The organism is Novosphingobium aquae (genome assembly GCF_037572715.1).
Taxonomy (GTDB): Bacteria; Pseudomonadota; Alphaproteobacteria; order Sphingomonadales; family Sphingomonadaceae; genus Novosphingobium; species Novosphingobium aquae.
Genome location: NZ_JBBHJY010000001.1, coordinates 648,790 through 670,380 on the forward strand (window position 1 = coordinate 648,790; position 21,591 = coordinate 670,380).

The following is a 21,591-nucleotide window of genomic DNA, read 5'->3' on the forward strand; positions in this document are numbered from 1 at the left end:
GATCACCCGGCGCATACCCGGCGCCATGATCTCACGCCGACTTGTCCCGCTCGCCCCGCTGGCCGCTGTTGCCGCCATGCTCATCTCCGCTCCGGCTTCGGCTGAACTCGCCGTTGGTGCCAAGGCACCTGCGTTCGTTGCCAAGGGTGCGCTGGCCGGGAACCCGATCGACGTGTCGCTGGCCAAGCGGCTCAAGCAGGGGCCGGTGGTGCTCTATTTCTATCCCAAGGCTTTCACGCAGGGCTGCACGCTTGAAGCTCACGCCTTTGCCGAGGCGACTGACGATTTCGCCAAGGCCGGGGCCAGCGTGGTCGGCATGTCGAACGATGATGTGCCCACCTTGCAGAAGTTCTCCAAGGAAGCCTGCCGTGACAAGTTCGCGGTCGCATCGGCAACCCCGCAAATCGTCGCGGCCTATGACGTCGCGCTCAGCCGCCCGGGCATGCCGGCAGGCCTGACCAAGCGCACGTCCTATGTCATCGGCAAGAACGGCCGCATCGCTTTCGTCCATTCGAACCTCGACTGGCGCGATCACGTCAAGCTGACGCTTGAGGCGGTGCGCAAGATGAAGGCCGGCAAGAAGGGCTGAGGCTCTCAGCATTCCCATCTCAGGCGGGGCGGCCTTTACTTTCAGGTCCCTTTCGCTAAGCGGGGCGGCGCAGGTGCCGCCCTGCTTTTTCGTGTTCTTGGAGTGACGAATCATGCGTGCCGAAGGGCAGGCCCATATTGACCGGATCAACGCCGCACTCGCGCTGGTCCGCAAGTTCCTTGACTGGGAGCGCGCTCTGCGCCGCCTCGATGAACTGAACGCCCGGGTCGAAGATCCCAAGCTCTGGGACAATCCCAAAGAAGCCGAAGCGGTGATGAAGGAACGTCGCCGGCTCGAAGCGTCGATTGGCGCGGTGAAGGACATTTCGCAGGAAATGTCCGACGCGGTCGAATATGTCGAACTTGGCGAGTTGGAAGGCGACGAGGCGACGGTCCAGGAAGGGCTCGATGCCTTGGCTGCGCTCGCGCAGCGCGCCGACCGTGACAAGGTTCAGGCGCTGCTCGCAGGGGAAGCCGACGGCAACGATACCTACATCGAAATCCACGCCGGCGCTGGCGGCACCGAGAGCCAGGACTGGGCGGAAATGCTGTTCCGCATGTACACCCGCTGGGCCGACAAGCGCGGTTTCAAGACGGAAACGATCGAATACCAGGCAGGGGATCAGGCCGGAATCAAGTCCGCGACGATCCTTATCAAGGGCGAGAACGCCTATGGCTATGCCAAGACCGAGAGCGGCGTCCACCGCCTCGTCCGCATCAGCCCTTATGATAGCTCGGCGCGGCGCCACACCTCGTTCAGCTCGGTCTGGGTGTTCCCGGTGATCGATGACAATTTCAATATCGAGATTAACCCGGCTGACCTCAAGATCGACACCTACCGCGCGTCTGGCGCCGGCGGCCAGCACGTCAACACCACCGATTCGGCCGTGCGCATGACTCACGTGCCCTCAGGCATCATTGTTGCCAGCCAGCAAGATCGCAGCCAGCACAAGAACCGCGAGATCTGCATGGGCATGCTCAAGTCCCGGCTCTACGAAGCCGAAATGCAGAAGCGCGAAGAGGCGGCCAACGTTGAATTTGCGGCGAAGAGCGACATTGGCTGGGGCCACCAGATCCGTTCCTACGTTCTCCAGCCGTACCAGATGGTGAAGGACCTGCGCACCGGTGTGACCAGCCCGACGCCGGATGACGTGCTGGACGGCGATCTCGACCAGTTCATGGCGGCGGCTTTGTCGCAGCGCGTGACCGGCGAAAAGGTAGAGGTGGAGGACGTCGATTGAGGCAACTTGCTGCCTCGGTCCTGACGATAATCGCTCTGGCTGCCTGTTCGAAGCAGCCGGCTCAGTCTCCGACGTTTCCCAAACCCGACCGTCCGGTTTCGGCCGTCGGCGCCACCGAATTCTCGACCGAAGTCCAGCGCGACAAGCTGGGCGAGGCCAATATGGTGATGGACCTGGCCAAGATCGGCGCAGGCACCACCGTGGCCGATCTGGGCGCGGGTGAGGGCTATTACACGGTCCGTCTGGCCGAACGCGTCGGCGCCAAGGGCAGGGTGCTCGCGGTCGATATCGATCCCGGTGCGATCCAACGGCTTGGCCAACGGGTTGAGCGCGAGCGGCTCGACAATGTCTCGATCAAGACGGGCCTTCCGGAAAATCCGCGTCTGCCAGATGCTTCGTTTGACCGGGTGTTCATGGTCCACATGTATCATGAGGTCGCCGACCCCTATGGCTTCCTGTGGGCCATGCGCCCGGCGCTGAAACCGGGCGGTCAGGTTATCGTGGTCGATGTCGACCGGCCGACCGATAAACATGGTATTCCCCCGGCGCTTTTGTTTTGTGAAATGGGCGCTGTGGGCTTTCGCTTGGTGCAATTTGTCCGTAAGCCGGAACTGACCGGCTATTACGCGCAGTTCGAGGCTGTGGGCGCTCGCCCTGAACCCGCTGCGATCAAGCCGTGCAAGTTGGGCGCAGACGGCACTGCAGTGCAGCGCTGACAGAGGAAGTACAATGAGTTTCAAGGGGTTAAAGCCGATTACCTACGGCGGACGCGAAGTCTGGCCGCTGGTGGAAGGCGGCAAGGGCGTTTCGGCCACCAATCACATGAGCTCGGGTGCCTGGGCGGCTGCTGGCGGCATCGGCACGGTCAGCGCCGTCAATGCTGACAGCTATGATCCCGAAGGCAAGATCATCCCGCAGATTTACCATGCGCTGACCCGCAAGGAACGGCATCTGGAACTGATCCAGTACGGCATCGATGGCGCCGTGGAACAGGTCAAGCGCGCCTATGACGTTTCGAACGGCAAGGGTGCGATCAACATCAACATCCTGTGGGAAATGGGCGGCGCGCAGCCGATTCTCGAGGGTATCCTCGAACGCACCAAGGGCTTGATCACCGGCGTCACATGCGGCGCGGGCATGCCTTACAAGCTGGCCGAGATCGCCCAGCGCTTCAACGTCCACTATCTGCCGATCGTCAGCTCCGCACGCGCCTTCCGCGCCTTGTGGAAGCGGTCCTATTCCAAGGTCAGCGAACTGCTGGGCGCGGTGGTCTATGAAGATCCCTGGCTCGCCGGCGGTCACAACGGCCTGTCGAACGCCGAAGACCCGCGCAAACCCGAAGACCCCTATCCTCGCGTCAAGGCGCTGCGCGATACGATGCGGGCCGAGGGTGTTTCGGATTCGGTGCCGATCGTCATGGCCGGCGGCGTCTGGTTCCTGCGCGAGTGGGACAACTGGATCGACAATCCCGAGCTCGGCCAGATCGCGTTCCAGTTCGGCACCCGGCCCTTGTTGACTGAAGAGAGCCCGATCCCGATGGGCTGGAAAAACGCTCTGCGCGAACTCGAACCCGGTGACGTGCTGCTGCATAAATTCAGCCCGACCGGCTTTTATTCCTCCGCCGTGCGCAATCCGTTCCTGCGCAGCCTTGAAGCGCGCAGCGAACGGCAGGTGCCCTATTCGAAGGTCGCAGCAGGCGAGCACACGGTGCAGCTCGATGTCGGCGTGAAGGGCAAGAACTTCTGGGTGACGCCCGCAGACCTCAACCGCGCCCGGGCATGGTTCGGCGCCGGCTTCACCGAAGGCCTGCGCACCCCCGACGATACGATCATCTTCGTCTCACCGGCCGAGCGCGCGGTGATCAAGCAGGACCAGTCCGATTGCATGGGCTGCTTGTCGCACTGCGGGTTCTCGTCGTGGAAGGACCATGACGATTACACCACCGGGCGCCTCGCCGATCCGCGTAGCTTCTGCATTCAGAAGACGCTGCAGGACATCGCTCACGGCGGCCCGATCGACGAGAACCTGATGTTCGCCGGCCACGCTGCCTATCGTTTCAAGCAGGACCCGTTCTATTCGAACAACTTCACGCCCACCGTGAAGGAACTGGTCGATCGCATCCTGACCGGGGACTGATGGCAAAGCCTCCGAAACTGGCTCGGCTGTTGCGCGAGCTGGCGGATGTCCCGTTGCTGCTCACCGCTCGGTTTCGTGGGACGGCGAAGATTGATCGGCTTGCGCATGGCGAGCCGGTCATGGTTATCCCGGGTTTTCTGGCCAATGATGCATCGACATCGGTCTTGCGTCATACGCTTGGCGCAGCGGGTTTTGCCGCGCACGGATGGGGACGCGGCTCCAACCTTGGCTTGCGCGGCGATCTGCTCATTGCCCTTGTCGCCCGGCTAGCCATCATCTCGCAATCTGCGGGTGGTGCGAAGGTGATTGTCGTCGGGTGGAGCCTGGGCGGAATCTATGCGCGTGAACTGGCGCATATGGCACCTGATCTGGTCGATATGGTGGTCACCTTGGGCAGTCCGTTCGAGGGTGACCTGCATGCCAATCATGCTTGGCGGCTCTACAACGCGATCAACAGCCACACCGTCGACAATCTGCCGATCCCCGTTGCCTTCACCCGCAAGCCGCCGGTGCGCACGGTCGCAATCTGGTCACCGCTGGATGGAGTCGTTGCGCCAGAGACATCCCGGGGCAAACCCGATCAGTCTGACGAACAGATCGAACTGGCATGCACCCACATGGGCTTCGCTGCGTCAAAGGTGGCCGCGCGGTCGGTGGCCGGATTGATCGCCGAACGCCTCGGCAAGGACGCGTCCGCTCATTCGGCAAATTGAGGTTTGGCACCGGACTGGGTGCTTGATCCTGCCAAGGCATCGGTAAGCGCGGCAAGGAACTGATCCGTAGCGTGCTCCCAGCTGAACCTTTGCGCGAAAACAGCTGCCGCCCGGCGATCTGATTGCTGTGCCACCGCGATCGCAGAATCGAGCCGGGCGTCGCAGCTGCCTATGCGCGCTGGAAAATCGCTGTCAGCCCCGCGGCCGCTTAGTCCGATGATGTCCAGCGGCCCGGATATCGGGAAGGCCGCAACCGGCACTCCGCAGGCCAGTGCCTCGATCACCACCAGTCCGAACGTATCGGTCAGGCTGGGAAAGACGAAGCAGTCTGCCGTGCGGTAAGCGCTCGCCAGCTCTTCGCCCGCTAGCATCCCCAGGAAATGGACGTGCGGATACTTGCGGCGGAGCATTTCCTCGTCCGGCCCGCTACCCACGACGACTTTCGTGCCCGGCACGTCGAGCGCAAGGAAAGCCTCAAGGTTCTTCTCTCGGGAAACCCGGCCGACATTCAGCAGCAAGGGCCGGGGCAGGTCGACCATCGCCGGATGTAACGCGCCTTCTGCGCGGAACAGCCAGTGATCGATACCGCGCGTCCAGCGGCGAACCTTCCCGATGCCGCGCGATATGAGCTCGTTCTCAAGGCTGGGCGTAGCGGCGAGAACGGCGCGGCTGTGTTTGTGAAAGCGCCGGAATATCGGCCAGAGGCGATCGGCGCTGATGCCCGTCCGGGCCGCGACATAGTCGGGAAACCGGGTGTGAAAGGCGGTGGTGTGCGGGACCCCGTGTGACAGGCACCAGTTGCGCGCTGCCCAGCCGATTGGTCCTTCGGTCGGGATGTGGACGACGTCGGGAGCAAAGGCGTTCAGGGTGCGGCGCACGGTAAAGCGCGGCGCAATGGCGACATCGATCGAGGAATAGCCCGGCAGCGGCAAGGTCGTGAACTGCGCCGGAGTGATAAGCTCGACTTCGTAGCCCCTGCGATCGAGTTCGGTGACGGTCGCGGCAAGGGTGCGGACAACGCCGTTGACCTGCGGTAGCCAGGCATCGGTGGCGATTGCGAGTCTCATGCCGCCTGCTCCATCTGCGCCGGAACAATCATCGGATCAGCGGGTTCGCGGCCCCATTCGATGATCGAGATCTGACCAGCGGCATCTTCGAGCAAGGCGGTGCAGCTTTCGACCCAGTCGCCATCATTGTAATAAGTGATGCCGTCGATCTGGCGGATCTCGGCGGAATGGATATGGCCGCAGACGACGCCATCGAAACCGCGACTCCGTGCCTCGTGGACGAGCGCTTCCTCGAAATTGCAGACGAACTGAACGGCGTTCTTGACCCGCTTCTTGAGGTAAGCGGACAGCGACCAGTACGGCAGGTTCAAGCGCCGGCGGACCGCATTGACCACGATATTGGCGCGCAGCAGCAGCGAATAGGCCTTGTCGCCAAGGAACGCGAGCCAGCGGGCATAGAGCACGACCCCGTCGAAACTGTCACCATGGGTGATCAGCAGTCGGCGGCCATCGGCGGTAATATGCTCTGCCTCGAGCGCCAGCGACACGCCGCCAAAGCTCAAACCGGCATAGTCGCGAAGCACTTCATCGTGATTGCCGACGACAAAGATCACCTGCGTATTGCGGTGCGCCATCTTGAGGATGCGCCTCACGATTTCATTGTGCGCGTCGGGCCAGTACCAGCCTTTTCGTAGCGACCAGCCGTCAACAATATCGCCAACCAGATAGAGCGTCTCAGGCTCGATCGACTGCAGAAAATCGACCAGCATCTCGGCCTTGCAGCCCTTGGTGCCGAGATGGATGTCGGAGATCCAGACCGCCCGGCAGCGCCGTTTCGGGCGGAACCCCTTCGGTTCGGGCCGCAGGAGCCAGTTGGGGGTGTTTCCCTTGCCGGAGTTTCCTCTGGTGAGGCGTTCCATCAAGTCTGTTTCGCCGAGCATATCGTCCAAGTCCCGTGTTTGCTCACACGGGAAACCTAGACTCCTTTGGCGTCGCGCAGATGACTCAACGGCGTCAGTTCGATGACGGTGGCAATCAAATTGAAGATGGCCACCGTCCGAATTTCGGGATCAGTCCATTTCCCAAGCGCGCTCGCCGTGGCTGGCAAGGTCGAGCCCTTCGCGTTCGTCATCCTCGCTTACCCGCATCGGGAAGATCAGCCCGACTGCGACGGCCAGGATCGAGCTGGCAATCGCCGACCACACCGCGACAATGCCGACGCCGGCGATCTGGGCAATCAACTGCCCGCCGAGCGAGTAGGTCGCCGGATCGGCAGTGCCGCCGAGGGCCGGGTTGTAGAACACCGCCAGCAGGATCGAACCTGTGATGCCGCCGACGCCGTGGACGGCGAAGACGTCGAGCGAATCGTCGATGTGGAAGCGGTTCTTGACGATCTGGATCATCGGGAAGCAGACCAGTGCGGCGATGAGGCCGAGGAGGAATGCGGCACCCGGCGAGATAAAACCCGCGGCCGGTGTAACCGTCGCAAGTCCGGCAATCGCGCCGGTGGCGAAGCCGACGCTGGTTGCCTTGCCCACCTTGATGCGTTCGATCAGCAGCCACATCATTGCGGCAGCGCAGGCCCCAACATGGGTGTTGATGATGGCCGAAGCCGCGTCATCCGTGGCGGCGAGAGAAGAGCCGCCGTTGAAGCCGAACCAGCCCACCCAGAGCAGGGCCGCGCCGGCCATGGTCAGCGCCGGGCTGTGCGGCAGCATCAGCGTCTTGGGGAAGCCGGTGCGCTTGCCGAGCAGGGCGGCCGTGACCAGCGCCGAAACGCCGGCGGTGGTGTGGACGACAATGCCGCCCGCGAAATCCAGCGTGCCGAGCTTGGTGGCCATCCAGCCGCCGCCCCAGATCCAGTGGGCGACCGGTACGTAAACGATCAGGCTCCACAGCGCGCTGAACAGCACGACCCAGCCGAAGCGGGCGCGATCGACCCAGGCGCCGACCATCAGCGCGGGAGTGATTGCCGCGAAGGTCAGCTGGAACAGGGCAAAGGCGCTTTCCGGCACATTATAGCCATCACGGACATTACCGATGTTGTTGAGCATCCAGTTGGTCCCCGCGCCCAGCCAGCCGTTGGTCACGGGGCCGAAGGCAAAGGTGTAGCCAACGAAGATCCACAACAGCGATACCACTGCCGCGATCGCGCCGACCTGCAGGCAGACCGACAGGAAATTCTTCGAGCGGACCAGACCGCCATAGAACAGGGTAAGTCCCGGCATGGTCATCATCAGGACAAAAGCCGAGGAAACAAGGATCCAGGCCGTATCGCCGCTATCCGCCGCATCGATCACAGCTTCCTGCGCCTGCACGGCAACAGGGGCGAGCAGCATGCCCAGCGCAGCAGCGCGCGCGATCCATTTGTTCATTGGTGCAATCCCCTCACGTGCGCCGCCTCACCCGGCGCATTTCCTCACCTGCGCCTCTAAGGCAAGCATATGCCAGCATCAAGGGGCGCAGCGCAGCAATATTGCGGAAACGCGTGTAACACGCCGACCTGCCTTGATACGGGACAGCCATCGGCGCTAAGGCAAGCGGATGCGCCGGATTACCCTTTTTGCCACCCTGCTGGCCGCCACTTTCGCCAGCCCCCTATCCGCTGAAGATCCCGAACCGCCGTTCTGGGCCTCGACCAAGGCGGCAACCGTCAATATGCGCGTTGGCCCGGGTGAGGATTACCGCGTTCTCTGGGTCTACAAGCGCGTCAGCCTGCCGATGAAGGTTGTGCGGACCAAGGAAGGCTGGTGGCGGGTCGAGGATCCCGACGGCGCGACCGGCTGGGTGCTGGGCAGCCTGATGTCGCAGCGCCGGGCCGGGCTGGTGCAGGGCAAAGGCCTCGCCGAAATGCACGAAAAGCCCGAAGCCGGTTCCAAGCTCAAGTGGCGGCTGGAGCCGGGCGTGACCGGCAAGCTGGGCGAATGCAGCGAAGGCTGGTGCGATTTCAGCCTGCCGACCGGGCACCAGGGCTTCGTGCCGCAGGACCGGCTGTGGGGCGCCCAAAATCCGTGATCAAGACACGTGATCAAGACAAACGCGTGATTCGCGCGTCGTCCCGGACCTGATCCGGGACCGCTGGCGGCTGGATGAAAGTTTGCTTCGATGAGGCCGGCAGTCCCGGGCCAAGCCCGGGACGACCAGCAAATCAGATCAGTTCAATCGCAACGGCAGTGGCTTCGCCGCCGCCGATGCACAGGCTGGCAACGCCCTTCTTCAGGCCCTTGTGCTTCAGCGCGCCGATCAGCGTGGTGATGATGCGCGTGCCCGATGCGCCGATCGGGTGGCCCAGCGCGGTCGCGCCGCCGTGGACGTTGACCTTGTCATGCGGGATGCCGAGGTCGTGCATGGCGAACATGGCGACGCAGGCAAAGGCCTCATTGATTTCGAACAGGTCGACATCGGCAAGGTCCCAGCCGGCCTTGTCCATCAGCTTTTTGATCGCGCCGACCGGAGCCGTGGTGAACTTCGAAGGCTCCTGCGCATGGCCGGCAACCGCAACAATGCGCGCGACCGGGGTCAGGCCCTTGGCGTCGGCGACCGACTGGCGGGTGAGCACCATGGCAGCCGCGCCGTCGGAAATCGACGAGGAGGATGCGGCGGTGATCGTGCCGTCCTTCGAAAAGGCGGGGCGCAGGGTGGGGATCTTGTCCGGGCGGCCCTTGCCGGGCTGCTCGTCGGTATCGACGATGACTTCGCCGGCGCGGGTCTTGACCGTTACCGGCACGACTTCGCTGGCGAAAGCGCCGGTGGCGATGGCTTCCTGCGCGCGGCGCAGCGATTCGATCGAATAAGCATCCTGCCCTTCGCGGGTGAGCTGGTATTCGTCGGCCGAAACCTGCGCGAACGAGCCCATTGAGCCGCCTTCGTATGCGTCTTCAAGGCCGTCGAGGAACATGTGGTCATAGGCCGTATCATGGCCCGCACGTGCGCCGGCGCGGTGCTTCTTGAGCAGGTAAGGCGCGTTGGTCATGCTTTCCATGCCGCCAGCGATCACCAGATCGAGCGAACCGGCGGCAAGCGCCTCGGCGCCCATGATCACCGTCTGCATGCCTGAGCCGCAGACCTTGTTGACCGTGCTTGCCTGGACCGACTTGGGCAGGCCGGCCTTGAGCGCGACCTGGCGGGCAGGGGCTTGGCCGAGGCCGGCGGGAAGCACGCAGCCCATGTAGATCCGCTCGACATCGGCGCCGTCGATACCGGCGCGCTCAACCGCTGCCTTGACCGCAGTGGCGCCAAGATCGGTCGCCGCGACATCGGCGAAGGCACCGGCAAGGCCGCCCATCGGGGTGCGGGCATAGGACAGGACAACGATCGGATCGGAGGCGGAGATCTGGGCCATGTGAATGCGAAGCCTTCTGCAAACGGTTAGGGTTTGATTCCCAGTGATCCTAATGCTGCACTGCGGCAAGGGCAAATTTCGCGCCGCCCTTGCCATTCACGCGTCCAGCCCTGAAAACGCGGTGAAAGTCGCAGGGGAGCCGCACATGTCCACCATCGCCGAGGGAATGAACGCAGCCCTGCGCGCCCAGAAGGCCGCCTTTGCCGCCGCCATGCCCGAATCGCTCGATGCGCGGGATGGTCGCCTGAAGCGGGCGATTGCCCTGCTGATCGAGAATAAGGAGCTGCTCGCCGCCGCCGTTTCCGCCGACTTCGGAAGCCGCAGCCGCGAACAGACCATGCTGACGGACATTCTCCCGGCGGTGAACGCGCTGCGCCACGCCAGGAAGCATTTCCGCAGCTGGGCGAGGGGGGACAAGCGCCGCCCGTTGTTTCCGCTCGGATTTCTGGGCGCGAAGGCAGAGGTGCGTTATCAGCCCAAGGGCGTGATCGGCATCATGGCGCCGTGGAACTTCCCCATCGGCATGGTGATGACGCCGCTGGCCTGCGTGCTGTCGGCCGGCAACCGCGCGATGCTCAAGCCTTCGGAATTTACCGAGCGGACTTCGGACCTGCTGGCGGAATTGGTCGCGCGCTTTTTCGCGCCCGAGGAAGTCGCCGTGGTGACCGGCGGAGTAGAGACGGGACAAGCCTTCGCCGCACTGCCGTTCGACCACCTTATGTTCACCGGCGCGACCTCTATCGGGCGGCACGTAATGCGCGCGGCCGCAGACAACCTTGTGCCAGTGACGCTTGAATTGGGCGGCAAGTCGCCGACGATCATCGGGCGCAGCGCCGATATCGACAAGGCAGCCGGCCGCATCGCTCTCGGCAAGATGATGAACGCCGGGCAGATCTGCCTCGCGCCCGATTACCTGTTGGTGCCCCGTGAGGATGAAACGCGGATGGTGAGTGCGCTCGTCGCTCAGGCCTCGGCGATGTATCCCACGCTGCTTTCCAACGACAACTACGCCAGCGTGATCAACGCCCGCCACCGTGACCGCCTCGCCGCCCATGTCGCCGATGCGCGGGCCAAGGGCGCGGAAGTGATTGAGGTCAACCCGGCGGGCGAGGACTTTGCCGGATCCAACGGCAACAAGATGCCGCTCACTATCCTGCGCGGGGTGAATGACGATATGACCGTGATGCAGGAAGAGGTCTTTGGCCCGGTGCTGCCGGTGATGACCTATGACGGCATCGACGAGGCGATTGCTTACGTGAATGCCCATGACCGGCCGCTGGGGCTCTATTACTTCGGGCGCGATCGGACGGAGGAAGAGCGCGTGCTGTCGCGCACCGTGTCGGGCGGGGTGACGGTCAACGACGTGATCATGCACATTTCCAACGATGACCTGCCGTTTGGCGGCATCGGCCCGTCCGGCATGGGCCATTACCACGGCGTCGAAGGCTTCCGCGAGTTCAGCCATGCCCGCGCCGTGTTCCGCCAGACCCGCATCAATGTTGCCGGAATCGCCGGCCTGCGCCCGCCCTATGGCAAGGCAACTGCGGCCCAGTTGAGGCGGGAACTGGGAAAATAATCGTCGTCCCGGACTTGATCCGGGACCGCTGGAGACTGGACGAGGCACCGCGTCGATGAGGCCAGCGGTCCCGGGTCAAGCCCGGGACGACAGGCAGGGGAACCGGCGCTTCGTGGAATATGGACCTAACCCCACTTGCGCGCGCCGCAGGGCGGGACTAGGGGCCGGATCAAAGCCTTATCGATGGCGATTCCGCCGCTCACACTGGGTAATCATGGTCGATCTGTCACAATATCTTCCGATCCTCATTTTCCTGGTCATCGCGCTGGGTCTGTCGACGGCATTCGTCTTCCTGCCAATGGGCGTTTCGTACCTTACCGGCACGCACAACCCGAATGCGGAAAAGAACAGCGAATACGAATGCGGCTTTCCCGCGTTCGAGGATCCGCGCAGCCAGTTCGACGTGCGGTTCTATTTGGTCGCGATCCTGTTCATCGTTTTCGACCTTGAAGCGGCCTTCCTGTTTCCCTGGGCGGTCAGCCTGGACTTCACCGGCTGGCCGGGCTGGATCACGATGATGGTCTTCCTTGGCGAACTGCTGGTGGGCCTTGCCTATGCGTGGAAAGTCGGCGCGCTGGATTGGGAATGATCTGATGAATGCACTCGTCCCCCCCGCCGCTCCGGGCCTGATCACGGCGCCCGACCAGTCGTTCTTCGACGGCCTCAATGCCGAGGTTTCGGACAAGGGCTTCCTTGTCATGAGCACCGAGGAACTGTTCCAGTGGGCTCGCACCGGCTCGCTGTGGTGGATGACCTTCGGCCTCGCCTGCTGCGCGGTCGAGATGATCCATGTGAACATGCCGCGTTATGACATGGAGCGTTTCGGCGTCGCCCCGCGTGCCTCTCCGCGCCAGTCGGACGTGATGATCGTCGCCGGCACGCTGTGCAACAAGATGGCCCCGGCGCTGCGCAAGGTTTACGACCAGATGTCGGACCCGAAGTACGTCATCTCGATGGGTTCCTGCGCCAATGGCGGCGGGTACTATCACTATTCGTATAGCGTCGTTCGCGGCTGTGACCGGATCGTGCCGGTGGACATCTATGTCCCTGGCTGCCCGCCGACGGCTGAGGCGTTGCTCTATGCAGTGATGCAGTTGCAGCGGAAGATCCGCCGCGTCGGCACGCTTGAGCGCTGAGGACGGACGCATGGCACAGGTCCTCCACTCCGCCCCGAAGTTCGCCAGCAACGATGGCGTCCTTGAAACGCTGACCGCCGCACTTGGCGCCTCGGTTATTGCCGCTCGCGAGGAATATGGCGAAGTCGTCATCACCGTCGCGCGCGACCAGATCGAGAACGCGCTGCGTACGCTGCGGGACGATCACCAGTACCAGCAGCTGATGGAAATTGCCGGCGTCGATTATCCGTCGCGCGCCGAGCGGTTCGACGTCGTCTACATGCTGCTTTCGGTGACGAAGAACCACCGCGTGATGGTCAAGGTCACGGCTTCGGAAAGCACCCCGGTGCCGACCGTCACCACGCTGTGGCCGGTCGCCGGATGGCTCGAGCGCGAAGTCTATGACATGTACGGCGTGATCTTCGCCGGCAATGCCGACCTGCGCCGCATCCTCACCGATTATGGCTTCGAAGGCCATCCGTTCCGCAAGGACTTCCCGCTCACCGGCTATCAGGAACTGCGTTATTCCGAAGAGGACAAGCGCGTGGTCTATGAACCGGTCAAGCTGGCGCAGGACCTGCGCTCGTTCGATTTCATGAGCCCGTGGGAAGGCGCGGACTATGTCCTGCCGGGTGACGAGAAGGCCGTGCAATCGCCGCCTCCGCCGCCGCCCGCCGCGCCGCCGACCCCCAAGACGACGGAAAAGCCCGCTGATACCGGCGCTGGTGCAGCGACCAACAAGGCCGCGGCCAAGAAGGTTGCCAAGCCGGGTGCGCCCAAGCGGACCGCCAAGGCTGAACCCGGCGCGCCTGCTCCGACCGAGAGCCGCCCGGCTCGCAAACCCCGCGCCAAGAGCGCCTCGGCCAAGTCGCCCCGCGCGCCGGAGGGTAGCTGAACATGTCGCTCCAGCTTGAACAGTCGCCGACCACCGGTGATGAAGTAATCACCAACTACACGATCAACTTCGGCCCGCAGCACCCGGCGGCGCACGGCGTGCTGCGCATGGTCATGGAGCTTGATGGCGAGATCATCGAGCGTATCGATCCGCACGTCGGCCTGCTGCACCGCGGCACCGAAAAGCTGATCGAGCACAAGACCTACCTGCAGGCGCTGCCCTATTTCGACCGGCTGGACTATTGCTCGCCGCTCGCCATGGAGCACTCCTATGTGCTGGCGATCGAGAAGCTACTCAACATCGAAGTGCCGGCGCGCGGGCAGTACCTGCGCGTGCTGTTTGCCGAGCTGACCCGCATCTGCAACCACATGCTCAACCTCGGCAGCCACGTCATGGACGTCGGCGCGATGACGCCGAACCTGTGGATGTTCGAAATCCGCGAGGACTGCCTCAACTTCTTCGAACGCGCGAGCGGAGCCCGCATGCACTCGGCGTGGTTCCGCCCCGGCGGCGTGCATCAGGACGTGCCGGAAAAGCTGCTCGTCGATATCGGCGTCTGGCTCGACAGCCGCCTGCCGCAACTGTTCGAGGACGCGATGAGCCTCGTGGTCGACAACCGCATCTTCAAGCAGCGCAACGTCGATATCGCTACGGTCTCCAAGGAAGACGCGCTGGCATGGGGCTTCTCCGGCCCGATGATCCGCGGCTCGGGCATTCCGTGGGACCTGCGCAAGAGCCAGCCCTACGACGTCTATGCCAAGATGGACTTCGAAATTCCGGTCGGCACGCGCGGCGATTGCTATGACCGGTTCATGGTCCGCGTCGAGGAAGTGCGCCAGTCGGCCCGCATTATGAAGCAGTGCCTGGCCGAAATGCCGGGCGGCCCCGTTGCCTCGGACGACCGCAAGGTCTCACCGCCGAAGCGCGCGGAGATGAAGCAGTCGATGGAAGCGCTGATCCATCACTTCAAGCTCTACACCGAAGGCTTCCACGTTCCGGCGGGCGAAGTCTATGTCGCCACCGAAAGCCCCAAGGGCGAATTCGGCGTCTATCTCGTCGCCGACGGCTCGAACAAGCCCTATCGCTGCAAGATCCGCCCGACCGCGTTCAGTCACCTGCAGGCGATGGACTTCATGTCCAAGGGCCACATGCTGCCCGACGTCACCGCCATTATCGGCGCCATCGACGTGGTGTTCGGGGAGTGTGACCGGTGACCAACCTCGAAACCGCCAAGGCCATGATCGCCGCCTACAACGCGCAGGACGTGGACACCTATGTGTCGTTCATGACCGACGACGCCTGCGAAGCGAACTATCGCGGTGCGGTCGTGCGTGAGGGCAAGGAAGGCACGCGCTCCGGCCTCGCTACCGCTTTTGCCAAGTGGCCGCAGAACCATGCCGAAATCGTCGAGGCTCAGGCCATCGGCAGCTATGTCCTGATGCGCGAACACGTGACGCGCGGTCCGGCCTCTGATGGTTCGGAACTGGTCGAACCGTTCGACGTGGTCGCAATCTATTCTTTCGAGGGCGACAAATGCTCTCGCGTGGAGTTTGTCCGGTGAATTTCACTCCTGTTGAACAATTGCGCGTCCTTGCCGCAGTGACCGGCATAGTGCTCGCGCTCGCGGCCATTGCGCTCGGCCTGTCGGGCAGCGCCGATTTCGACATGATCGCGTCGCTCGCCGCCGCGATTGCCGGGTTCGAAGTCTTCTTCTTCGGCCAGCAGGTCGCACAGCGCAGGAACCGCAGCCGTGGCTGATCGCCGTCTCGCCCCCGATACACCCGAACTGCGCGAGCGCTGGTCCGGCTTCACCTTCAATCCCGCATGGGATGCCAAGGCCAAGGCCGCTGTCGCGCGCTATCCCGCCGGGCGCCAGCGCTCGGCCGTGATGGCGTTGCTCGACTATGCCCAGCGCCAGGTGGGCGAGGAAACGAACACGCAGGGCTGGCTGCCGATCCCGGTGATGGAATATGTCGCCAAATACCTCGAGATGCCGGTCATCCGCGTGGTCGAGGTCGCGACCTTCTATTTCATGTACAACCTCGTTCCGGTGGGCAAGTTCCACGTGCAGGTCTGCGGCACTACGCCGTGCATGCTGCGCGGTTCCGACGACCTGTTCACCGCCTGCGCTAAGCGCGGTATGAGCATTGGCCACACCACCGATGACGGGTTGTGGACGCTGACCGAGGTCGAATGCATGGGCAATTGCGCCTCGGCCCCGATGGTCCAGATTAACGACGACAATTTCGAGGACCTGACCGCAGAACGCCTCGATGCCGTGCTCGATGCGCTTGCTGCCGGCAAGGCGCCCAAGGCCGGAACGCAGGAACCGGGCCGCCACACGGTGGAGCCCGCCGGCGCGCTCTCGACGCTGAAGGCGATGGCGACCGAAAATCACGATTACCGAGGGGAGTGGTAAGCCATGGCTCTCGCTGACAAGGACCGCATTTTCACCAACGTCTACGGCTATCAGCCGTGGAGCCTTGCGGCTGCCCGCAAGCGCGGTGACTGGGACAATACCAAGGCGATCCTTGCCAAGGGCCGCGATGCCATCGTACAGGAGGTCAAGGATTCCGGGCTGCGCGGACGCGGCGGGGCAGGGTTCCCGACCGGCCTAAAGTGGTCGTTCATGCCCAAGGAATACCGTCCGGACCGTCCGGGTTTTCTCGTCATCAACGCCGACGAATCCGAGCCAGGTTCGTGCAAGGACCGCGAGATCATCCGCCACGATCCGCACAAGCTGATCGAGGGCGCGCTGGTCGCCGGTTTCGCCATGGGCGCGCGCGCCGCCTACATTTACATTCGCGGCGAATACATCCGCGAGGCCGAGACGCTGTTTGCCGCCGTGCAGGAGGCCTATGACGCCCGCCTGATCGGCAAGAACGCCTGCAAGTCCGGCTACGATTTCGACGTCTTCGTCCACCGCGGTGCCGGCGCCTACATCTGCGGCGAAGAAACCGCGATGATCGAATCGATCGAGGGCAAGAAGGGCCAGCCTCGCCTGAAGCCGCCATTCCCGGCCGGCGCGGGCCTCTATGGCTGCCCGACAACCGTCAACAACGTCGAATCGATCGCCGTTGCCCCCACGATCATCCGGCGCGGCGCGGCGTGGTTCTCCTCGTTCGGCCGCGAAGGTAACAAGGGCACCAAGCTCTTCCAGATCAGCGGCCACGTGAACAAGCCCTGCGTCGTTGAAGAGGAAATGAGCATCCCCTTCAGCGAGCTGATCGAAAAGCACTGCGGCGGCATTCGCGGCGGGCGCGACAACCTGCTCGCGGTTATCCCCGGCGGTTCCTCGGTTCCGCTCGTCCCCGCCGACCAGATCTGGGACGCGCCGATGGACTTCGACGGCCTGAAAGCTGTCGGCTCGGGCCTCGGCACGGCGGCGGTCATTGTCATGGACAAGTCGACCGACATCGTCCGCGCCATCAGCCGCCTCTCGTACTTCTACAAGCATGAGTCCTGCGGCCAGTGCACGCCGTGCCGCGAAGGCACCGGCTGGATGTGGCGCATGATGGAACGCCTGCGCACCGGCGACGCTGAGGTCGGCGAAATCGACATGCTCCAGCAGGTGACCAAGCAGGTCGAAGGCCACACCATCTGCGCGCTCGGCGATGCGGCGGCATGGCCGATTCAGGGCCTGATCAAGCATTTCCGCCCCGAACTCGAACGCCGCATCGCGGAAAACGTGCGGGAGGCGGCGGAATGAAGCTGACTCGTTCCATTCTGGCGTTTTGTACCGCCGCCGTCGTGCTGCCGGCTCATGCTGCTGAACCGCCGAGCCCCGCGCAGATCCGCAAGTTCCTTGCCGATTACGGCGCCTGCATTGCCAAACGCGAGCCGGAACTGGCGCACAAGGCCGTTGTCTCGGGCGCTAACTTCAATCGCGAAAGTCCAGAAGGCAAGCGCCTGAAGCAACGCGAATGCATGGACGAGGACCTGCTGGCGAACACCGCGTCGGGCTTTCAGGGCCGGCTTCGCATGCGTCTCGACGATGACACCTATCGCGGCGTCATAGCCGAAGCACTGGTCGGCAAGAGTGCAAAGGCGCTCTCGATTGATGGCCTCAAGGCGGTTGCGATCCTCACCTACGACGAACCGCGCCCGCTGCGCATGACTTACCCTGACGGCAAGCCGGTTCCCGAGGAAAAGCTCGCCCGCCAACGCGCCGCCATAGCCCGCAAGACCGAAGCGACCCTGATGGGCAAGCTCGGCGAATGCGTCGTGCGCATTGCCCCGGAGCAGTCGCGCACGGTGCTGGGCACTGCGCTGGAAACGCCAGCGGAGCTACAGTCGCTCAACGCGCTCGGACCGATGCTCGGCCAGTGCGTCAAGGCGGGTGAAACCGTCAGCCTCGACCGCATCAGCGTGCGCGGCGCGCTCGCTATCGCCTATTATCGCCTGTCACAGGCTCAAAGTTCCGGAGCCTCCCTGTAATGCCCAAGGTCACCGTCGACGGCATCGAACTCGAAGTTCCGCAGGGCGCCACCGTCCTGCAGGCCTGCGAGCTGGCCGGCAAGGAAATCCCGCGCTTTTGCTATCATGAGCGCCTGTCAATCGCGGGTAATTGCCGCATGTGCCTGGTCGAGGTTGCCCCCGGGCCGCCTAAGCCGCAGGCAAGCTGCGCGCTGCCCGCTGCCGATGGCCAGAACATCCGCACCGACAGCGAAATGGTCAAGAAGGCGCGCGAAGGGGTGATGGAGTTTCTCCTCATCAACCACCCGCTCGATTGCCCGATTTGCGATCAGGGCGGCGAGTGCGACCTGCAGGACCAGTCGGTCGCTTATGGCCGCGGCGCCTCGCGCTATGACGAGAACAAGCGCGCGGTCACCGAAAAGTACATGGGTCCGCTGATCAAGACGGCGATGACCCGCTGCATCCACTGCACCCGCTGCGTGCGCTTCTCCGAAGAGATCGCCGGCGTGGACGAAATCGGCGCGCTTTATCGCGGCGAAGCAATGCAGATCACCACCTACCTCGAGCGCGCGGCGACTCACGAAATGAGCGCCAACGTGATCGACCTCTGCCCGGTCGGCGCGCTCACTTCGCGCCCCTATGCCTTCGAGGCGCGCCCGTGGGAGTTGAAGAAGACGCTGTCGATCGACGTGTCCGACGCCTGCGGGGCCAACATCCGGCTCGACAGCCGCGGCCGCGAGGTCCTGCGCATCCTGCCGCGTGTGAACGATGACGTGAACGAGGAATGGCTGTCCGACAAGGGCCGCTTCCAGGTCGATGGCCTCACCGCGCGCCGGCTCGACAAGCCGTGGCTGCGCAAGAACGGCAAGCTGGTTGCGGCCACTTGGGAAGAGGCGTTTGCCGCCATTTCCAAGGTCAAGCCGGGCAAGGATGTTGGCGTGGTCGCGGGTGATCTCGTCGATTGCGAGACGATGTTTGCGGCCAAGGCGCTGGCCGGAGCGCTCGGTTCCACGATGCTCGAAGGCCGCCAGACGGGTCTGTCCTATGACTGCTCGAACCTTGCGGCGGTGAATTTCAATTCGACGTTCTCGGGCATCGAGGAAGCCGATGCGATCCTGATCGTCGGCAGCCACGTGCGCTGGGAAGCGCCGCTGGTGATGACCCGCCTGCGCAAGGCGGCAAAGCGCGGCGCGAAGCTGTTCCTCGTCGGGCCGGAATGGGAAACCACCGTGCCGACGACGTTCCTGGGCAATGACATTGCGGTGTTGGACAAGCTGCCGAGCGACGTGACCGAAGCCTTCAAGAATGCCGAACGTCCGGCGATCATCGTCGGCGGAGCGGCGCTGGGGCAGGGCGCTCTGGGCGCGGCGCTGGCCTTTGCCGGTACTTTCAAACTCGTCCGTGACGGCTGGAACGGCTTCAACGTCCTGCACATGGCGGCCAGCCGCATGGGCGGGCTGATGCTGGGCTATGCTCAAAAGGGCGGCATTGCCGATCTCGCGGACGCCAAGCCCAAGATGCTGATTTCGCTCGGTGCGGATGAAGTTGATTACGCGAAGTTCTCGGACTCGATCATCGTCTACATCGGCCACCACGGCGACAAGGGCGCCCATGCCGCCGACGTGATCCTACCCGGATCGGCGTTCAGCGAAAAGGCTGGCACCTACGTCAACACCGAAGGCCGCGTGCAATTTGCCGACAAGGCGGTCTTCGCCCCCGGCGATGCGCGAGAGGACTGGACGATCCTGCGCGCCATGGCCGATGCGCTGGGCGTGTCGGTCGGCTTCGACAGCTTCGACCAGCTGCGCGCCGCGATGATCGTCGCCGTGCCGTCGCTCGGCGTAGAGGGATTGGCTAGCTACGGTGCGCTGCCTAAGGCCGCCAAGGTCAACGCTGCAGGCACTCTCGCTGGATATCCGATCAAGGACTTCTACCTTACCAACCCGATCGCCCGCGCCAGCGCGACGATGCAGCGCTGCTCGGCAGAATTGCTCCACGGGGAAGACTTCGAGGAGGCTGCGGAATGACTCAGACCTTCATGAATTGGGGCATGAGCCACGACTGGGCCTGGGCGCTGGCGACGATCGCCGGCATCCTGCTCATCGCACTGCCGCTCATGGTTGGCGTGGCGATGATCATCTATGCCGACCGCAAGATCTGGGCGGCGATGGCGCTGCGGCGCGGGCCGAACGTGGTCGGGCCGTGGGGCCTGCTGCAGTCCTTCGCCGACGGGCTCAAGGTTTTCCTGCAGGAAACCATCATCCCGAGCGCGGCGAACAAGGGCCTGTTCCTGATCGCACCGATAATCACCTTCACCGTCGCGCTGATGGCTTGGGCGGTGCTGCCGTTCAACTCTGGCGCGATCCTTGCCGACATCAACGTCGGCCTGCTCTACATCCTCGCGATCTCGTCGCTGGGGGTTTACGGCACCGTGATCGCCGGTTGGTCGTCGAACTCGAAGTACCCGTTCTTCTCGGCGATGCGCGCATCGGCGCAGATGATTTCCTACGAAGTTTCGATCGGTTTCATCCTGATCTGCGTCGTCCTGTGGGCGGACAGCTTCAACCTCAAGACCATTGTCGAGGCGCAGAAGGAGCATGTCTGGCTGTTCAACGGCTTCGTGTTCAACCCACTGCTGTTCCCGATGTGGGTGATGTTCCTGATCTCGGGCATGGCTGAAACCGGTCGCGCGCCGTTCGACCTGACCGAGGCGGAATCGGAGCTCGTTGCCGGCTACCAGACCGAGTATTCGTCGATGAGCTTCGCGCTCTACTGGCTTGGCGAATATGCCAACGTGCTGCTGATGTGCGCGCTCAACGCCACGCTGTTCTGGGGCGGCTACCTGCCTCCGATGAACATCGACCTGATCCCCTGGTTCGACATTCCGGGCGTGGTCTGGTTGCTGCTCAAGATCCTGTTCTTCTTCTTCATCTTCTCATGGGTGAAGGCTACCGTTCCCCGCTACCGCTATGACCAGCTGATGCGCCTGGGCTGGAAGGTATTCCTGCCCGTGTCGCTGATGTTCGTCGTTCTGGTGAGCGGCTATCTCATGTTCACGAGGTATGGCGCATGACCGCCGCGCAGCTCATCAAATCGTTCACCCTTTGGGAATTCCTGAAGGCGCATTGGCTGACCTTGAGGTACTTCTTCAAGCCCAAAGCGACGATCAACTATCCGTTCGAGAAGAACCCGCTCTCGCCCCGCTTCCGCGGTGAGCATGCGCTGCGCCGCTATCCCAATGGCGAGGAACGTTGCATTGCTTGCAAGCTGTGTGAAGCCGTCTGCCCGGCGCAGGCGATCACCATCGAGGCGGAACCGCGCGAGGACGGCAGCCGCCGCACCACGCGCTATGACATCGACATGACCAAGTGCATCTACTGCGGTTTCTGCCAGGAAGCCTGCCCGGTCGATGCCGTGGTCGAGGGGCCGAACTTCGAATTCGCGACCGAAACGCGCGAAGAACTGCTTTACGACAAGGCCAAGCTGCTGGCGAACGGGGACAAGTGGGAGCGGGCGATAGCCGCGAACCTTGAAGCCGACGCGCCGTATCGATAGGGGGCGC

The 21,591-nt window shown here is 63.5% G+C and carries 23 protein-coding genes; 19 read left to right on the top strand and 4 right to left on the bottom strand.

Annotation, left to right across the window (positions count from 1 at the left end):
* Positions 1–25 precede the first annotated feature (25 nt).
* The 5 genes from WG900_RS03255 (at position 26) to WG900_RS03275 (ending at position 4,678) form a co-directional block, all read left to right on the top strand.
* The gene (locus WG900_RS03255) at positions 26–589 is read left to right on the top strand and encodes a peroxiredoxin (RefSeq protein ID WP_339964622.1); all 564 of its coding nucleotides are present in this window, start codon (positions 26–28) and stop codon (positions 587–589) included.
* Between the two features lie 112 nt (positions 590–701).
* Positions 702–1,829: a peptide chain release factor 2 gene (gene prfB / locus WG900_RS03260; protein ID WP_339964623.1), complete on the top strand. Its 1,128-nt coding sequence runs from the start codon at positions 702–704 to the stop codon at positions 1,827–1,829.
* Positions 1,826–2,545 carry a class I SAM-dependent methyltransferase gene (locus WG900_RS03265; protein WP_339964624.1) on the top strand — a complete coding sequence of 240 codons (720 nt, stop codon included), beginning with the start codon at positions 1,826–1,828 and terminating at the stop codon, positions 2,543–2,545. Before prfB ends, WG900_RS03265 begins: the two co-directional genes overlap by 4 nt.
* A 13-nt stretch (positions 2,546–2,558) precedes the next feature.
* Positions 2,559–3,965, top strand: coding sequence for an NAD(P)H-dependent flavin oxidoreductase (locus WG900_RS03270; RefSeq protein ID WP_339964625.1), 1,407 nt, complete (start codon positions 2,559–2,561; stop codon positions 3,963–3,965).
* Entirely contained in the window at positions 3,965–4,678 is a 714-nt protein-coding gene (locus WG900_RS03275) for an esterase/lipase family protein (protein ID WP_339964626.1), read from the top strand. Before WG900_RS03270 ends, WG900_RS03275 begins: the two co-directional genes overlap by 1 nt.
* On the opposite strand, the gene WG900_RS03280 is transcribed toward WG900_RS03275, so the two are convergent.
* The 3 genes from WG900_RS03280 to WG900_RS03290 all read right to left on the bottom strand — a co-directional run bounded on the left by WG900_RS03280 (position 4,663) and on the right by WG900_RS03290 (position 8,060).
* On the bottom strand, positions 4,663–5,745 hold the full coding sequence (locus tag WG900_RS03280) for a glycosyltransferase family 4 protein (protein WP_339964627.1): 1,083 nt from the start codon (positions 5,743–5,745) through the stop codon (positions 4,663–4,665). The genes WG900_RS03275 and WG900_RS03280 overlap by 16 nt on opposite strands.
* Positions 5,742–6,605, bottom strand: a complete 864-nt coding sequence (locus tag WG900_RS03285) for a UDP-2,3-diacylglucosamine diphosphatase (RefSeq protein WP_339964628.1) — start codon at positions 6,603–6,605, stop codon at positions 5,742–5,744. Before WG900_RS03285 ends, WG900_RS03280 begins: the two co-directional genes overlap by 4 nt.
* Before the next feature lie 150 nt (positions 6,606–6,755).
* Positions 6,756–8,060 (bottom strand): ammonium transporter, encoded by a 1,305-nt coding sequence (locus WG900_RS03290; protein WP_339964629.1) that lies wholly within the window; start codon positions 8,058–8,060, stop codon positions 6,756–6,758.
* Positions 8,061–8,229: 169 nt separating this feature from the next.
* On the opposite strand from WG900_RS03290, the gene WG900_RS03295 reads away from it, so the two are divergent.
* Positions 8,230–8,700, top strand: coding sequence for an SH3 domain-containing protein (locus tag WG900_RS03295; RefSeq protein WP_339964630.1), 471 nt, complete (start codon positions 8,230–8,232; stop codon positions 8,698–8,700).
* A 133-nt stretch (positions 8,701–8,833) separates the two neighbouring features.
* Here the strand turns inward: WG900_RS03295 and WG900_RS03300 are convergent, their stop codons facing one another.
* Positions 8,834–10,027: an acetyl-CoA C-acyltransferase gene (locus WG900_RS03300; protein WP_339964631.1), complete on the bottom strand. Its 1,194-nt coding sequence runs from the start codon at positions 10,025–10,027 to the stop codon at positions 8,834–8,836.
* A 145-nt stretch (positions 10,028–10,172) separates the two neighbouring features.
* Here WG900_RS03300 and WG900_RS03305 point away from each other — a divergent pair, with 145 nt between their 5' ends.
* From WG900_RS03305 to nuoI, 13 genes are all read left to right on the top strand, one after another.
* On the top strand, positions 10,173–11,603 hold the full coding sequence (locus WG900_RS03305) for a coniferyl aldehyde dehydrogenase (RefSeq protein ID WP_339964633.1): 1,431 nt from the start codon (positions 10,173–10,175) through the stop codon (positions 11,601–11,603).
* 214 nt (positions 11,604–11,817) lie between these two features.
* Positions 11,818–12,192, top strand: a complete 375-nt coding sequence (locus WG900_RS03310; RefSeq protein ID WP_310533053.1) for an NADH-quinone oxidoreductase subunit A — start codon at positions 11,818–11,820, stop codon at positions 12,190–12,192.
* A gap of 4 nt (positions 12,193–12,196) precedes the next feature.
* A complete protein-coding gene (locus WG900_RS03315) occupies positions 12,197–12,739 on the top strand; it encodes a NuoB/complex I 20 kDa subunit family protein (protein WP_339964634.1) in 543 nt (180 codons plus the stop codon).
* Between the two features lie 10 nt (positions 12,740–12,749).
* Complete coding sequence (locus tag WG900_RS03320; protein WP_339964635.1) at positions 12,750–13,613, top strand: NADH-quinone oxidoreductase subunit C; 864 nt, start codon at positions 12,750–12,752, stop codon at positions 13,611–13,613.
* Between the two features lie 2 nt (positions 13,614–13,615).
* Complete coding sequence (locus WG900_RS03325) at positions 13,616–14,827, top strand: NADH-quinone oxidoreductase subunit D (RefSeq protein ID WP_339964636.1); 1,212 nt, start codon at positions 13,616–13,618, stop codon at positions 14,825–14,827.
* Positions 14,824–15,174, top strand: coding sequence for a nuclear transport factor 2 family protein (locus WG900_RS03330; protein ID WP_339964637.1), 351 nt, complete (start codon positions 14,824–14,826; stop codon positions 15,172–15,174). Before WG900_RS03325 ends, WG900_RS03330 begins: the two co-directional genes overlap by 4 nt.
* Positions 15,171–15,371: a hypothetical protein gene (locus tag WG900_RS03335; protein WP_339964638.1), complete on the top strand. Its 201-nt coding sequence runs from the start codon at positions 15,171–15,173 to the stop codon at positions 15,369–15,371. The genes WG900_RS03330 and WG900_RS03335 overlap by 4 nt, the downstream gene beginning before the upstream one ends.
* A complete protein-coding gene (locus tag WG900_RS03340; RefSeq protein ID WP_339964639.1) occupies positions 15,364–16,032 on the top strand; it encodes a complex I 24 kDa subunit family protein in 669 nt (222 codons plus the stop codon). Before WG900_RS03335 ends, WG900_RS03340 begins: the two co-directional genes overlap by 8 nt.
* Before the next feature lie 3 nt (positions 16,033–16,035).
* Entirely contained in the window at positions 16,036–17,322 is a 1,287-nt protein-coding gene (nuoF, locus tag WG900_RS03345) for an NADH-quinone oxidoreductase subunit NuoF (RefSeq protein WP_339964640.1), read from the top strand.
* Entirely contained in the window at positions 17,319–18,050 is a 732-nt protein-coding gene (locus WG900_RS03350; RefSeq protein WP_339964641.1) for a hypothetical protein, read from the top strand. The genes nuoF and WG900_RS03350 overlap by 4 nt, the downstream gene beginning before the upstream one ends.
* Positions 18,050–20,056 (top strand): NADH-quinone oxidoreductase subunit NuoG, encoded by a 2,007-nt coding sequence (gene nuoG / locus WG900_RS03355; RefSeq protein WP_339964642.1) that lies wholly within the window; start codon positions 18,050–18,052, stop codon positions 20,054–20,056. The genes WG900_RS03350 and nuoG overlap by 1 nt, the downstream gene beginning before the upstream one ends.
* Complete coding sequence (nuoH, locus tag WG900_RS03360; protein ID WP_339964643.1) at positions 20,053–21,102, top strand: NADH-quinone oxidoreductase subunit NuoH; 1,050 nt, start codon at positions 20,053–20,055, stop codon at positions 21,100–21,102. Before nuoG ends, nuoH begins: the two co-directional genes overlap by 4 nt.
* Complete coding sequence (nuoI, locus tag WG900_RS03365) at positions 21,099–21,584, top strand: NADH-quinone oxidoreductase subunit NuoI (RefSeq protein ID WP_339964644.1); 486 nt, start codon at positions 21,099–21,101, stop codon at positions 21,582–21,584. The genes nuoH and nuoI overlap by 4 nt, the downstream gene beginning before the upstream one ends.
* Positions 21,585–21,591: the final 7 nt, after the last annotated feature.

Excerpts from the sequence above, each read along its gene's own strand:
- WG900_RS03255 (WP_339964622.1), top strand. The coding sequence starts at position 26 with ATGATCTCACGCCGACTTGTCCCGCTCGCCCCGCTGGCCGCTGTTGCC.
- prfB (WP_339964623.1), top strand. The coding sequence starts at position 702 with ATGCGTGCCGAAGGGCAGGCCCATATTGACCGGATCAACGCCGCACTC.
- WG900_RS03270 (WP_339964625.1), top strand. The coding sequence starts at position 2,559 with ATGAGTTTCAAGGGGTTAAAGCCGATTACCTACGGCGGACGCGAAGTC.
- WG900_RS03275 (WP_339964626.1), top strand. The coding sequence starts at position 3,965 with ATGGCAAAGCCTCCGAAACTGGCTCGGCTGTTGCGCGAGCTGGCGGAT.
- WG900_RS03280 (WP_339964627.1), bottom strand. The coding sequence starts at position 5,745 with ATGAGACTCGCAATCGCCACCGATGCCTGGCTACCGCAGGTCAACGGC.
- WG900_RS03285 (WP_339964628.1), bottom strand. The coding sequence starts at position 6,605 with ATGGAACGCCTCACCAGAGGAAACTCCGGCAAGGGAAACACCCCCAAC.
- WG900_RS03290 (WP_339964629.1), bottom strand. The coding sequence starts at position 8,060 with ATGAACAAATGGATCGCGCGCGCTGCTGCGCTGGGCATGCTGCTCGCC.
- WG900_RS03295 (WP_339964630.1), top strand. The coding sequence starts at position 8,230 with ATGCGCCGGATTACCCTTTTTGCCACCCTGCTGGCCGCCACTTTCGCC.
- WG900_RS03300 (WP_339964631.1), bottom strand. The coding sequence starts at position 10,027 with ATGGCCCAGATCTCCGCCTCCGATCCGATCGTTGTCCTGTCCTATGCC.
- WG900_RS03305 (WP_339964633.1), top strand. The coding sequence starts at position 10,173 with ATGTCCACCATCGCCGAGGGAATGAACGCAGCCCTGCGCGCCCAGAAG.
- WG900_RS03310 (WP_310533053.1), top strand. The coding sequence starts at position 11,818 with ATGGTCGATCTGTCACAATATCTTCCGATCCTCATTTTCCTGGTCATC.
- WG900_RS03315 (WP_339964634.1), top strand. The coding sequence starts at position 12,197 with ATGAATGCACTCGTCCCCCCCGCCGCTCCGGGCCTGATCACGGCGCCC.
- WG900_RS03320 (WP_339964635.1), top strand. The coding sequence starts at position 12,750 with ATGGCACAGGTCCTCCACTCCGCCCCGAAGTTCGCCAGCAACGATGGC.
- WG900_RS03325 (WP_339964636.1), top strand. The coding sequence starts at position 13,616 with ATGTCGCTCCAGCTTGAACAGTCGCCGACCACCGGTGATGAAGTAATC.
- nuoF (WP_339964640.1), top strand. The coding sequence starts at position 16,036 with ATGGCTCTCGCTGACAAGGACCGCATTTTCACCAACGTCTACGGCTAT.
- WG900_RS03350 (WP_339964641.1), top strand. The coding sequence starts at position 17,319 with ATGAAGCTGACTCGTTCCATTCTGGCGTTTTGTACCGCCGCCGTCGTG.
- nuoG (WP_339964642.1), top strand. The coding sequence starts at position 18,050 with ATGCCCAAGGTCACCGTCGACGGCATCGAACTCGAAGTTCCGCAGGGC.
- nuoH (WP_339964643.1), top strand. The coding sequence starts at position 20,053 with ATGACTCAGACCTTCATGAATTGGGGCATGAGCCACGACTGGGCCTGG.
- nuoI (WP_339964644.1), top strand. The coding sequence starts at position 21,099 with ATGACCGCCGCGCAGCTCATCAAATCGTTCACCCTTTGGGAATTCCTG.